Origin of the sequence: Kitasatospora purpeofusca (genome assembly GCF_000718025.1) — a bacterium.
In the GTDB taxonomy this organism is placed as follows: Bacteria; Actinomycetota; Actinomycetes; order Streptomycetales; family Streptomycetaceae; genus Kitasatospora; species Kitasatospora purpeofusca.
In genome coordinates this window covers 199,973-213,111 of sequence record NZ_JODS01000004.1, presented here as the reverse complement: position 1 = coordinate 213,111, position 13,139 = coordinate 199,973, and the positions used below count along the sequence as shown (strand labels likewise).

Sequence of the window (13,139 nt, the reverse complement as noted above, 5' to 3'; positions counted from 1 at the left end):
CTCCGGTCCGGTGGGGATTCGACCTGGTCAGGATAGACCGGGTCAGCTGGCGCGCCAGGTGCTCACGGTGAGCTTCACCGCGCCGGTGGTGACGTCCGCGACCTCGACCACCGCGACGGCGATGTTGCGGGTGACCCGGTCCCGGATGCAGAGCAGGCGGCCCGGCGAGACCCGGTTGAAGGACAGGTCGGTGTCCGGCCGGGAGTCGATCGCGACGGCGCACTGGTCGGGCGTCACGGTGGACTCGGTGATCACCGCGAAGTCCGACTTGTTGTCGCCCGCGGTGACGAAGGAGTTGGCCTTGCTGCTGCTGCCGGTGGCGTTCAGGCCCAGGCCCCACTTGAGGTCGGTGCCGCGCGGCACCACCGTCCCGGCGTCCAGGTCGATCCGGTAGGAGTCGTAGTAGGCGTCGGTGCCGGGGATGGACAGCGGCTTCTGGGCCAGCAGCGGGGAGTAGCCGGTCGGCCGGGCCGGCGCGGTCACACCGGTGCCGGACGAGGCCGAGGGGGCCGAGGTCACCGCCCCGGAGGAGGAGCCGGAGGTCTTGGCCGAGGACGGGGTTGGATCGGTCGAGGGCGTGGTCGCGGGGGTGGTCGCGGCCGCGGCGGCGCCGCCCGCCGGCGGCGCGGCCGGCTGGGAGCTGCCCGAGCCCGCGCTCGACTGGTGCGCGGAGTTGTTCTTGTCGTCCTTGTTGAACTTGGCCATCAGCGCGACCCCGCCGGCCGTGCCGCCGACCGCCATCACCAGGGCGACGGTCAGCAGCACCTTCCAGGAGACCCCGCCCCTGCTGCGGGCCTGCTCCGGCGCGGGCGCCGGGCTGTCGGTGACCACCGGGCCGGGCGGCGGGGTGTCGTAGGACGGCGGCTCCTGCCGCAACTGGACGGTGGGCGGGGCGCCGAGCAGCGGGCCGGTGGGCGCCTCGGTGGGCGGCTGCGCGGCGCCGTACGCGCCGAGCGGCGGCGGGACGAAGCCGGGCGGCGGGGTGTCCGGTCGGACGGGGCCGAACCCGGGCGGCGGCGGGCCGAAGGACGGCGTGGTGGCCGCGTGGGTGGCGGGCGCCCCGGCCGGCTGCGGCGGGGCCGGTGGCACGGCCGGCGGCGGAGTCAGCGGGGACGACCCGGTCGGCGGGCCGGAGGGCTGCGGAGGCGCGGCCGGCAGCGGGGTGGGCGGCGTCTTCGGCAGGTCCGAGCGGCGGGTGATCTCGGTGTTGACCTGCCGGGGCAGCCAGTCGTCGGCGAACCGCAGCTGGCCGCCGACGCTCGGGTGGTTGCGGGCCACGTCGATGATCTCGGCCGGCCGGGGCCGGTCCTCCGGCGACTTCGCGAGGCAGCGCAGGACCAGCTCGCGCAGGTCCGCCGGCACGGCGTCCAGGTCGGGCTGCTCGTGCACCACCCGGTAGAGCACGGCGGTGTCCGGGCCGTCGCCGAACGGCGCGCTGCCGCCGGCCACGTACGCGGCCAGCGCGCCGAGCGCGAACACGTCGGTCGCCGGAGTGACCGGGCGGCCCTGGGCCTGCTCCGGGGACATGAAGGCGGGCGAGCCGATCCGGTAGCCGGTACCGGTCAGGGCGGTGGCGTCGGCGGCCCGGGCGATACCGAAGTCGATCACCCGCGGGCCGTCGCCGGCCACCAGCACATTGGCCGGCTTGAGGTCGCGGTGGACCACCTCGACGCTGTGGATGGCCTGCAGCGCCTCGGCGATGCCGCCCATCAGCAGCAGCACGGTGCGCACCGGGAGCGCGCCGTTCTCGCGCACCACCTGCTGCAGCGACGGCCCGGGGACGTAGGCGGTGACCAGCCACGGCGCGTCCGAGTCCAGACCGCCGGAGTCGATCACCTGGGCGGTGTAGAGGCCGTGGATGCGCTGGGCGTTGGAGACCTCCTGGGCGAACCGGCGGCGGAACTCGCCGTCCTCGGCGAACTCCGGGCGGACCACCTTGAGCGCCACCGGCCGACCGCCGGGCGTGTAGGAGAGGTAGACGCGGCCCATGCCGCCGGCCCCGAGCCGGGCGAACAGCCGGTAGCCGCCCACCTCCCTGGGGTCGTCGGGGAGCAGCGGCTGGAAGACCGGCGGGAGGGGTGAGGCTGCGGCGTCCCGTGGCGTGTCGGCGGTCATGCGGTTTTGATCCCCCTGGGAGAGCGGTGAGGTCCACCGGGCTCCGACGGTGGGCGCGACGACGGGCACCCGGCCGACGGTCCGGCGAGCCTTAACCTATCGATCCGTCAGCAGGCCGCGCAGGTCGGTGCCGCTTTGGTTGCAGAGCTGGGACCTTCGCACACGGCGCGGCCGCGGTCCGCCGGGGCCCGCCGTCGCACCGGGGAACGACGGCGGCCCCCCGCGTCCCTGGGATCCAGGGACGCGGGGGGCCGTTGCCGTGCGCGCGGCCGACCGGTGGCGACCGGTGCGGGCGGCGTCAGATCGTGAAGATCTCCTCCAGCAGCGCCTGCTGCTCGGCGCCGTGGCGCTTGGCCGAGCCGACCGCGGGGGCCGAGGAGGCCGTGCGGGCGACGCGGCGCAGCCGCGGGCCGTCGGCGCTGCGGCCGATGACGACCTGCAGGTGGTCGACCAGGTTCATCGCGATGAACGGCCAGGCACCCTGGTTGGCCGGCTCCTCCTGCGCCCAGACGAACTGGACGTCGTCGCCGTACTTGGCCAGCTCCTCCTGGAGCTCGGCCACCGGCAGCGGGTAGAGGCGCTCGACCCGGACGATCGCGGTGTCGGTGATGCCGCGCTCGGTGCGGGCCGCCTCCACGTCGTAGTAGAACTTGCCGGCCGTGATGACGACCTTGCGGACGTTCGCCGGGTCGACGGTGGTGTCGCCGATGACCGGGCGGAACGAGCCGGACAGGAACTCCTCCGTCGCACTCGCCGCGGCCTTCAGACGCAGCATCGACTTCGGGGTGAAGACGATCAGCGGCTTGTGGTGCGGGTTGTGCGCCTGCCAGCGCAGCAGGTGGAAGTAGTTCGACGGCAGGGTGGGCATGGCGACCGTCATGTTGTCCTGCGCGCACATCTGCAGGAAGCGCTCCGGGCGGGCGGACGAGTGGTCCGGGCCCTGGCCCTCGTAGCCGTGCGGCAGCAGCAGGGTGACGCCCGAGTGCTGGCCCCACTTCTGCTCGGCGGAGGCGATGTACTCGTCCACCATGGTCTGCGCGCCGTTGACGAAGTCGCCGAACTGCGCCTCCCACATGACCAGCGCGTTCGGGCGGGTCAGCGAGTAGCCGTACTCGAAGCCCATCGCCGCGTACTCGGACAGCAGGCTGTCGTACACGGTGTAGCGGGCCTGGTCCTCGGTGAGGTACTGCAGCGGGGTGTAGTCCTCGCCGGTGGCCCGGTCGATCAGGACGGCGTGCCGCTGGCCGAAGGTGCCGCGGCGGCTGTCCTGGCCGGCCAGGCGGACCGGGTGGCCCTCCATGAGCAGCGAGCCGATGGCGAGGGTCTCGCCCATCGCCCAGTCGATGGTGTTGTCCTCGACCGAGCCGGCGCGGCGCTGCAGCTGCGGCAGCAGTCGCGGGTGCACGGTCAGCCAGTCCGGCAGGTTGACCTGCGAGGCGGCGATCCGCTTGACCATCTCCTCGGAGATGCCGGTCCGGATGGTGACCGGGAAGTCGGCGACCGGCTTGCCGCTGGTGGCGGCGGCGGGGGTCTGGGCGGCGTCGCGGACCTCGGCGAACACCTTCTCCAGCTGGCCCTGGAAGTCCTGGAGCGCCTGCTCCGCCTCTTCCATGGTGATGTCGCCGCGACCGATCAGGCCCTCGGTGTACAGCTTGCGCACCGAGCGCTTCTTGTCGATCAGGTCGTACATCAGCGGCTGGGTGAACGACGGGTTGTCGGCCTCGTTGTGACCGCGGCGGCGGTAGCAGATGAGGTCGATCACGACGTCCTTGTGGAACTCCTGGCGGAACTCGAAGGCGAGCCGCGCGACGCGGACCACGGCCTCCGGGTCGTCGCCGTTCACATGGAAGATCGGGGCCTCGATCATGCGGGCCACGTCGGTGCAGTACATCGAGGAGCGGCTGGAGGCCGGGGCGGCGGTGAAGCCGACCTGGTTGTTCACCACGACGTGCACGGTGCCGCCGGTGCGGTAGCCGCGCAGCTGCGACATGTTCAGGGTCTCCGCGACGACGCCCTGGCCGGCGAAGGCCGCGTCGCCGTGGATCTGGATCGGCAGCACCGGGAAGGTCGTGCCGCCCTGGTCCAGGATGTCCTGCTTGGCGCGGGCGATGCCCTCGACGACCGGGTCCACGGCCTCCAGGTGGGAGGGGTTCGCGGCCAGCGAGACCTTGATGGTCTCGCCGTCCAGGCCGGTGAAGGTGCCCTCGGAACCGAGGTGGTACTTCACGTCGCCGGAGCCGTGCATCGACTTCGGGTCGAGGTTGCCCTCGAACTCGCCGAAGATCTTGCCGTACGGCTTGCCGACGATGTTGGCCAGCACGTTGAGGCGGCCGCGGTGGGCCATGCCGATGACGGCCTCGTCCAGGCGGTGCTCGGCCGCCGAGTCGATGGTGGCGTCCAGCAGCGGGATGAGCGACTCGCCGCCCTCCAGCGAGAAACGCTTCTGCCCGACGTACTTGGTCTGCAGGAAGGTCTCGAAGGCCTCGGCCGAGTTCAGCCGGCGCAGGATGCGCAGCTGCTCCTCGCGCTCCGGCTTGGTGTACGGCTTCTCCAGGCGCTCCTGCAGCCACTTGCGCTGCTTCGGGTCCTGGATGTGCATGTACTCGATGCCGACCGTGCGGCAGTACGTGTTGCGCAGCAGGCCGAGGATGTCGCGGAGCTTCATCATCCGCTGGCCGCCGAAGCCGCCGACCGCGAACTCGCGCTCCAGGTCCCACAGGGTGAGGCCGTGGGTGGTGACGTCCAGGTCGGGGTGCTTGCGCTGCTTGTACTCCAGCGGGTCGGTGTCGGCCATGAGGTGGCCGCGGACCCGGTAGGAGTGGATCAGCTCGATGACGCGGGCGGTCTTGTTGACCTCGTCGTCGTGCGTGGTGGCGACGTCGGTGGCCCAGCGGACCGGCTCGTACGGGATCCGGAGCGACTCGAAGATCTCGTCGTAGAAACCGTTCTGCCCCAGCAGCAGCTGGTGGATCGTGCGCAGGAACTCGCCCGACGCCGCGCCCTGGATGACGCGGTGGTCGTAGGTCGAGGTCAGCGTCATGATCTTGGAGACGCCGAGGCGGGCCAGGGTCTCCGGGGCGGAGCCCTGGAACTCGGCCGGGTACTCCATGGCGCCGACGCCGACGATGGTGCCCTGGTTCTGCATCAGGCGCGGCACGGAGTGCACGGTGCCGATGCCGCCGGGGTTGGTCAGCGAGACCGTGACGCCGGTGAAGTCGTCCATGGTCAGCTTGTTGGCGCGGGCCCGGCGGACGATGTCCTCGTAGGCCTGCCAGAAGCCGAAGAAGTCGAGGGTCTCGGCCTTCTTGATGGCCGCGACGACGAGCTGGCGGTCGCCGTTCGGCTTGACCAGGTCGATGGCCAGGCCGAGGTTCACGTGCTCGGGCTTGACCAGGTAGGACTTGCCGTCCTCCACCTTGTAGCTGTGGTTCATGCCCGGGGAGGCCTTGACGGCCTGGACCAGGGCGTAACCGATCAGGTGGGTGAAGGAGACCTTGCCACCGCGGGCGCGCTGCAGGTGGTTGTTGATGACAATGCGGTTGTCGATCAGCAGCTTGGCCGGGACGGCGCGGACCGAGGTGGCGGTCGGCACCTCCAGCGAGGCGTCCATGTTGGTGGCGACGGCCTTGGCCGGGCCGCGGAGCTGAACCAGCTCGGGGCCCGCGCTCGCGGCGGCCGGCGCGGGCGCCGGGGCGGCGGCCTTGGGCGCCGGGGGCGCGGCCGGGGGGGCGGCGAGCGGCGCGGGAGCCACGGGGGCCGCGGGAGCCGTCGGGGCCTGCTGCACCGGCGCGGGGGCGGCCGGGGCAGCGGGGGCCTGGACGGCCGGAGCGGACGCGGGGGCGGCGGCGGGGGTCGGCGTCACGCCGACCTGGGTCGCGGCCTGGGTCACTGGGGTCACCTCGGTACCGGGCTTGTAGTCGGCGAAAAAGTCCCACCAGGCTCGGTCTACCGAGTTCGGGTCCTGGAGGTACTGCTGGTAGATCTCGTCGACGAGCCACTCATTGGGGCCGAAGCCAGTGGAGCTAGCCGAGCTGTTGGGGTGTTCAGGGGACTGTGGCGACACGGCGGCAACCGCCCTCTTCCGCTTCCTTTTGGGATGTTTGGACAGCGGGGATTAAGGCTACGCCTCCGACCAGTGATCGCGCAGTCCCCGGGGGGCAGGCGTCGCCCAGATCACAGTCCTGACCTGCGGATTGGCTGGAAATGTGCGTTAGAAAGCCACATCGGCGGGGAACCGACCGCTTCCGATCGCCATCCAAAGGGTGACAAAAACGGACAAAAGTGGGCGTCGATCCTCTTTGTGCACTGTGTCGGATCTGTGACATCCGTCCCGGTGCACGTAGCGGTCGTCCCGGTGCCGCCGGTCCGTCCGCGTCGTGGGTCCGGGCCCGGAGCCACGACGCGGACGGCGGTCAGCGCGGGCCGGGCAGCCGGACCTCGATCCGGCAGCCGCGCGCCGCCTCGGCCACCTCGATCCGCCCGCCGTGCAGGTCCACCGCCCAGCGGGCGATGGCCAGGCCCAGGCCGGTCCCGCCGTCGGAGCCGGGACCGGAGGCGGTCGCGGTGCCGCTGCGGCCGAACCGCTCGAAGACCCTGGCCCGGTCCGCCGCCGGGATGCCGGGACCCTCGTCCTCGACCTCCAGCAGCAGGGCCCCGGGCCCCTCGTCGGGCCTGGCCCGCACCGTCACGGTGCCGCCGGGCGGGGAGTGCTTGCAGGCGTTGTCGACCAGGTTGGCCACCACCTGGTGGAGCCGTTCGGTGTCGGCGACGCCGGTCAGCCCGGCCGGGCTCACCTCCAGGGCGAGCCGGACGTCGCCGCGCCGGGAGAACGCCCCGCCGGCCGTGGCGCCGTCCACGGTGACCCCGCGCAGCACGCCGTCCAGGAACTCGCGCACCTCGAACGGGCGCGCGTCCAGGTCGACCACACCGTCGTCGATCTTGGAGAGGTCGAGCAGGTGGGTGACCAGCCGGCCGAGCCGCTCGGTCTGCTCCAGCGCGGCACCCAGGGTCGCCGGGTTGGGCTGGACGACGCCGTCGACCACGTTCTCCAGCACGGCCCGCAGCGCGGCGATCGGCGTGCGCAGCTCGTGCGAGACATTGGCGACCAGCTCGCGCCGGTGCCGGTCGGCGGCCTCCAGGTCGGACGCCATCTGGTTGAAGGTCGCGGCGAGCTCGCCGATCTCGTCGCGCGAGTTCACCTCGACCCGGCGGCTGTAGTCGCCGGAGGCCATCGCGCGGGCGGCGGCGGTCATGTCGCGCAGCGGGGCGGTCAGCCCGTGCGCGAGGAACTGCATGAAGAGCAGCGAGGCGATCATCGAGAAGATCATGATGATCCGGATCTGGGTCTCGGACCGGATCGCCACGACCACCATGCCGGTGGCCAGGAAGACCGAGACGATCACCAGGAGGGCGAGTTTGCCCTTGATGGAGCGGACCGGGTCGAGCGGCCGGATGTCGGCCCAGACCCGTTTCGCGGCGCGGGCGGCCAGGGTGGGCGGCCGACTGCCGTCGATGTCCCCGTTGCGTTGCTGTGGAAAGGTCATTGGTCCCCTGTGGTCCCCCGCGTGGGTCCGCCGCACGGCGGTTCGGGACAGCGGGCCCCCCGGCGGCCCGTTGTCCGAGGGTGGTGCCGCTACGAGAGCGGGGCCTCCAGCGCGTACCCGACACCGTGCACGGTGCGGATCCAGCTGGCGCCGATCTTGCGGCGCAGCGCCTTGACGTGGCTGTCGACGGTGCGGGTGCCGGACGCGTCCGTCCAGTCCCAGACCTCGGCCAGCAGTTGTTCACGGGTGAGCACGGCGCGCGGCTGGGCGGCCAGGCAGGCGAGCAGGTCGAACTCGGTCGGCGTCAGGTGGACGTCGCCCGAGGCCAGCCGGACCCGGCGCTGCACATGGTCGATCTCCAGCTCGCCGAAGCGCAGGCTGCCCAGCGCGGGCGTCCGGGCGGCCTGCTGGGCACGCTCGACGCGGCGCAGCAGCACATTGACCCGGGCGGCCAGTTCGCGCATGGAGAAGGGCTTGGTCATGTAGTCGTCGGCACCGACGCCGAGGCCGACCAGCAGGTCCGTCTCGTCGTCCCGCGCGGTGAGCATCAGGACCGGCACCGGGCGCTGGGCCTGGATCCGGCGGCACACCTCCAGTCCGTCGAAGCCGGGCAGCATGATGTCGAGGACGACGAGGTCCGGCTGCCAGGTGTGGAAGCCGTCGACGGCGCCGGGGCCGTCGTGGGCCACCGCCACCTTGAAGCCCTCCGCGCCCAATCGGGCCGCGATCGACTCGGCGATCGTGGGTTCGTCCTCCACCACCAGCACTCTGCGCTGGCTGCTCACCGTGCCGCCGGTGTTCTGGTTGTCCTGCTGAATTTCTGTCACGGTCACGCCACCGCCCCCAGGGCTGCGGGCCGGCCACCTGTGGGGATGGCGAAGGCTCCGCTTCGTAGTCTTGTTCCGTCGTGGACTGTGCCGGGTCCGCCGTCCCGTCGCGTGCGGGGGTGACGGCGAGGGCGTGGGCCGCTCTCCGTCTCCCGTACACCTCGCAGCGTACGGACCGCAGGTGATTCCCGGCAGGTGGACCGGACATTTCCGGCCCGCGGACCGGTCGGTCGGACCGGCTTTCGGGCCCACCGGGAAGTGGGCACGGGCCGATACCTTACCCGGCGTTTTTTCACTCTGTAACGGTACGTATGCACATGAGTTGACACCAAGCCGCCGGTCAGGGCGGAAAGCGGCCCCGAAAGGGGTAGAAGGTCTGGACCAATGCGGGCCGGTGCGGACCCCGGATCCTCACGGCGTTCTCCCAGCGGACTCCCAGCTGTCGGACGTACCGTGACCACGACAAATTCGTGGGGGTGGGATTTCCGGTACGCGCCGGTACGTTGGACACGCGCGGGTGACGGCTGCGGGCGTTGGAGCGGAGGCGGCATGACGGAGCGACAGGCGCCCGCCGGGCACGGCGGGCCGCCGTACGGGATGCTCCGGGCCGGTCTGCGGACCGGCGCGGTCGACTGGATCCTGGCCCGGGTGCCCACCCTGCGCCGCAATCCCTTCGCCCTCGGCTACCTCGCCGTGGTCGGCGCCACCACCACCTTCGCCGGGCTGGCCGCCCCGGAGCTCGTGCTCCGGCTCCAGGAGGCCTCCAGCTCGGACGGGCACAACCTGTTGCAGCACCCGCTGCGCGCGCTGCTGTTCAGCGGCTTCTGGGTGGCCGGGCCGGTCTGGATGCCCTACCTCTGGGCCTTCGCCTTCACCGTCGCGCCGCTGGAGCGCCGGGTCGGCCCCGGTCGGGCGGCCGTGGTCTTCGCGGCCGGGCACGTCGCCGCCACCCTGCTCTCCCAGGGCGTGGTCGTGGTCGCGGTGGAGACCGGTCGGCTGGAGCCGGCCGCCATGGACTACCTCGACATCGGCGTCAGCTACGGCGTGCTCGCCAGCCTCGGCGCGCTGGCCGGGCTGCTCCGGCCGGCCGGGCGCGCGGCCGTGCTCGCGCTGGCGGTGGCGCTGATCGCCGAGCAGATCGCCGCCGACCGGGACCTCGTCACCGGGATCGGCCATCCGGTGGCGCTGCTGGCGGGGGTGGCGCTGTGGCGCTGGCTGCGCCGCTGGGACGGCCACCGGCCGCGCCGCGCCCGGCTCGGGGTGCCCGCCGAACTGTCCCGGCCCGCGTCCGCGGCCCGCAGGGCCGTGGTGTCGGGCCGCTCCTGAGTCCGTGCGGCGGGGATGCCCCCGGGCCCGCGTGACGGGGGTGCATGCCGGGCGCGTGCCGGGTCCGTCCGGTGGGACCGCTTCCCGGTTCGCGCACCGGGCCTTTTTGACGGCCCCGCGACGGCCCTCGATGAGCCCGTTGCGTTCGCTGACGGCGAACGCGCGACGGGGAACATCCGGCGGCCGCCAAGCCTTAGTCAGGTCGACTCAAGTTCACTGACCGGGGAGAGATCATGGCATCGACGTCCACACCGCTCACCCTGCCCGTGCTGCCGCTCGACGACGAGGTCGTCCTGCCGGGCATGGTCGTCCCGCTGGACCTGAAGGACGCCGAGGTCCGCGCCGCCGTCGAGGCCGCGCGCGCCGCGGCCACCGGCGGTGCCGGGAAGCCCCAGGTGCTGCTGGTCCCGAGGGTGGACGGCTCCTACGCGGCGGCCGGCACCCTCGCCACCGTCGAGCAGGTCGGCCGGCTGGCGGACGGCGACCCGGCCGCGCTGGTCCGCGCGGTGCGCCGGGTGCGGATCGGCGTCGGCACCACCGGACCCGGCGCCGCGCTCTGGGTGGAGACCACGCCGTTCCGCGAGTCCTCGGTCGGCACCCCGGTGGCCGGCCGGGCCGCCGAGCTGGTCAAGGAGTACAAGTCGCTCTCCACCCAGTGGCTGCGGCGGCGCGGCGCCTGGCAGATCGTCGACCGGGTGGCCGCGATCGAGGGCGTCGGCGAGCTCGCCGACAACATCGGCTACGCGCCCTTCGCCACCGCCGAGCAGAAGCTCAAGGTGCTGCTGGAGGCCGACCAGGTCGCGCGACTGGAGTACGCGCTCGGCCTGCTCCGGGACCACCTCGCCGAGGAGGAGGTCAACGACACCATCCGCAAGGACGTCGAGGAGGGCGTCGCCAAGCAGCAGAAGGAGTTCCTGCTCCGCCGCCAGCTGGAGGCCGTCCGCAAGGAGCTGGCAGAGCTGAACGGCGACCCGGCCGACGAGGAGGACGACTACCGCACCCGGGTCGAGGCCGCCGACCTCCCGGAGAAGGTCCGCGAGGCCGCCCTCAAGGAGGTCGACAAGCTGGAGCGGGCCAGCGACCAGTCGCCCGAGGGCTCCTGGATCCGCACCTGGCTGGACACCGTGCTGGAGCTGCCCTGGAACGAGCGCACCGAGGACAGCTACGACATCGCCGGCGCCCGCGCGGTACTGGACGCCGACCACGCCGGCCTGGCCGACGTCAAGGACCGCATCGTCGAGTACCTGGCCGTCCGCAAGCGCCGGGCCGAGCAGGCGGCCGCGGGGCAGGCGCTCCCGGGGCAGCCGGACGCCTCGGACGAGGCCGTCGCCCCGAAGGGCGGCGGACGGCGGGCGGGCGGCGCGGTGCTCGCGCTGGTCGGCCCGCCCGGTGTCGGCAAGACCTCGCTCGGCGAGTCGGTGGCCCGCGCCATGGGCCGCACCTTCGTCCGGGTCTCGCTCGGCGGCGTCCGGGACGAGGCCGAGATCCGCGGCCACCGGCGCACCTACGTCGGCGCGCTGCCCGGCCGGCTGGTCCGGGCGCTCAAGGAGGCCGGCTCGATGAACCCGGTCGTCCTGCTCGACGAGATCGACAAGGTCGGCTCCGACTACCGGGGCGACCCGGCCGCCGCCCTGCTGGAGGTGCTCGACCCGGCGCAGAACCACACCTTCCGGGACCACTACCTGGAGGTCGAGCTCGACCTCTCCGACGTGGTCTTCCTCGCCACCGCCAACGTGCTGGAGTCCATCCCCGAGCCGCTGCTCGACCGGATGGAGCTGGTCCGCCTGGACGGCTACACCGAGGACGAGAAGGTCGTCATCGCCCGCGACCACCTGCTCCCGCGCCAGCTGGAGCGGGCCGGGCTCAAGGACGAGGAGGTCGCGGTCGACGAGCCGGCGCTGCGCAGGCTCGCGGGCGAGTACACCCGCGAGGCCGGCGTCCGGAACCTCGAACGGGCGATCGCCCGGGTGCTGCGCAAGGTTGCCGCACAGACCGAGCTGGGGGAGCGCGAGCTGCCCGCCGCGATCGGCGCGGAGCAGCTGCGCGGCCTGATCGGCCGGCCGCACCACGTGCCGGAGGCGGCCCAGGAGCCCGCCGAGCGCCGCACCGCGGTGCCCGGGGTGGCGACCGGCCTGGCGGTCACCGGGGCCGGCGGCGACGTCCTCTTCATCGAGGCCTCGCTCGCCGACGCCGAGACCGGCGGCACCGGGCTGACCCTGACCGGCCAGCTGGGCGACGTCATGAAGGAGTCCGCGCACATCGCGCTCTCCTACCTGCGCTCGCGCGGGGCCGAGCTGGAGCTGCCGGTCACCTCGCTGCGGGACCGGGGAGTGCACCTGCACATCCCGGCGGGCGCCGTCCCCAAGGACGGTCCGAGTGCCGGCATCACCATGACCACCGCGCTGGCCTCGCTGCTCTCCGGGCGCAAGGTGCGCGCCGATGTGGCAATGACCGGTGAGGTGTCGCTGACCGGGCGGGTGCTGCCGATCGGCGGGGTGAAGCAGAAGCTGCTCGCCGCCGACCGGGCCGGGGTCACCACGGTGATCATCCCCCGGCGCAACGAGGCCGACCTGGACGACGTCCCGGCCGAGGTGCTGGAGCGGCTCACCGTGCACCCGGTCGCCGACGTCCGGGAGGTGCTGCGGCTGGCCCTGGAGCCGGCCGAGGTGCTGGCCGCCGTCGCCTGATCCCCGGCCGGGCCTCGGTCCGGCGGCCCCGCACGGAGCCCGTCCCGCCCCGGTCCGCCGGACGGGACGGGCTCCGTCCGCCGTGCCAGACTGCGAGGATGCCGTCCCTCACCCAGCGCGTCCTGGCCCGGGTACCGGGCCGGGTGCGTCCGGCCCTGGTCCGGCACCGGCGGCTGGTGAAGTTCCTGCTGGTCGGCAGCGGCTGCTTCGCCCTGACCGTGCTGATCAACTACGCGCTGCGGTTCACCGTCATGCCGAGCAAGCCGGTGCTGGCGCTCACCGTGGCGACCGTGGTCGGCACCGTCCTCTCCTATCTGCTCAACCGGCGGTGGTCCTTCCGCTCCTCCTGGCGCCGGCGCGAACCGCTGCTGTTCGTCCTGGTGAGCGCCGTCGCCGTGGCGGTCAACGACCTGCCGCTGATCGCCTCGCGCTACCTGCTGAACCTGCGCGAGCCCTGGGTCAGCCCGTTCACCCAGGAGCTGGCCGACTTCCTGAGCGGGATGGTGCTGGGCACCTTCGTGGCGATGCTGTTCCGCTTCTGGGCCATGCAGCGCTGGGTCTTCACCCGGGTGGAGGAGGCCGGCGCGGGAAGCCCCGCGAGCGTCGGGGTCCTAGGCTCGGAAGGGCAGTGAGCCGAAGCG

General features: G+C 72.9%; 7 protein-coding genes. 3 read left to right on the top strand and 4 right to left on the bottom strand.

Features of this window, described 5'->3' with window-relative positions:
• Positions 1-42 precede the first annotated feature (42 nt).
• The 4 genes from IF01_RS49235 to IF01_RS0109370 form a co-directional block, all read right to left on the bottom strand.
• Positions 43-2,115 (bottom strand): serine/threonine-protein kinase, encoded by a 2,073-nt coding sequence (locus IF01_RS49235; protein ID WP_051755044.1) that lies wholly within the window; start codon positions 2,113-2,115, stop codon positions 43-45.
• Between the two features lie 298 nt (positions 2,116-2,413).
• The gene (locus IF01_RS0109380) at positions 2,414-6,178 is read right to left on the bottom strand and encodes a multifunctional oxoglutarate decarboxylase/oxoglutarate dehydrogenase thiamine pyrophosphate-binding subunit/dihydrolipoyllysine-residue succinyltransferase subunit (protein WP_030392844.1); all 3,765 of its coding nucleotides are present in this window, start codon (positions 6,176-6,178) and stop codon (positions 2,414-2,416) included.
• Between the two features lie 349 nt (positions 6,179-6,527).
• Positions 6,528-7,658 (bottom strand): sensor histidine kinase, encoded by a 1,131-nt coding sequence (locus IF01_RS0109375; RefSeq protein ID WP_030392843.1) that lies wholly within the window; start codon positions 7,656-7,658, stop codon positions 6,528-6,530.
• Between the two features lie 89 nt (positions 7,659-7,747).
• Positions 7,748-8,485, bottom strand: coding sequence for a response regulator transcription factor (locus IF01_RS0109370; protein ID WP_093864899.1), 738 nt, complete (start codon positions 8,483-8,485; stop codon positions 7,748-7,750).
• 549 nt (positions 8,486-9,034) lie between these two features.
• Here IF01_RS0109370 and IF01_RS0109365 point away from each other — a divergent pair.
• From IF01_RS0109365 to IF01_RS0109355, 3 genes are all read left to right on the top strand, one after another.
• Positions 9,035-9,811 carry a rhomboid-like protein gene (locus IF01_RS0109365; protein WP_051755043.1) on the top strand — a complete coding sequence of 259 codons (777 nt, stop codon included), beginning with the start codon at positions 9,035-9,037 and terminating at the stop codon, positions 9,809-9,811.
• 233 nt (positions 9,812-10,044) lie between these two features.
• Positions 10,045-12,498 (top strand): endopeptidase La, encoded by a 2,454-nt coding sequence (gene lon, locus IF01_RS0109360; RefSeq protein ID WP_030392841.1) that lies wholly within the window; start codon positions 10,045-10,047, stop codon positions 12,496-12,498.
• 98 nt (positions 12,499-12,596) lie between these two features.
• Positions 12,597-13,130, top strand: coding sequence for a GtrA family protein (locus IF01_RS0109355; RefSeq protein ID WP_051755042.1), 534 nt, complete (start codon positions 12,597-12,599; stop codon positions 13,128-13,130).
• The last annotated feature ends 9 nt before the right edge of the window (positions 13,131-13,139 follow it).

Coding starts and splice junctions, on each gene's coding strand:
- IF01_RS49235 (WP_051755044.1), bottom strand. CDS start 2,115: ATGACCGCCGACACGCCACGGGACGCCGCAGCCTCACCCCTCCCGCCG.
- IF01_RS0109375 (WP_030392843.1), bottom strand. CDS start 7,658: ATGACCTTTCCACAGCAACGCAACGGGGACATCGACGGCAGTCGGCCG.
- IF01_RS0109365 (WP_051755043.1), top strand. CDS start 9,035: ATGACGGAGCGACAGGCGCCCGCCGGGCACGGCGGGCCGCCGTACGGG.
- lon (WP_030392841.1), top strand. CDS start 10,045: ATGGCATCGACGTCCACACCGCTCACCCTGCCCGTGCTGCCGCTCGAC.
- IF01_RS0109355 (WP_051755042.1), top strand. CDS start 12,597: ATGCCGTCCCTCACCCAGCGCGTCCTGGCCCGGGTACCGGGCCGGGTG.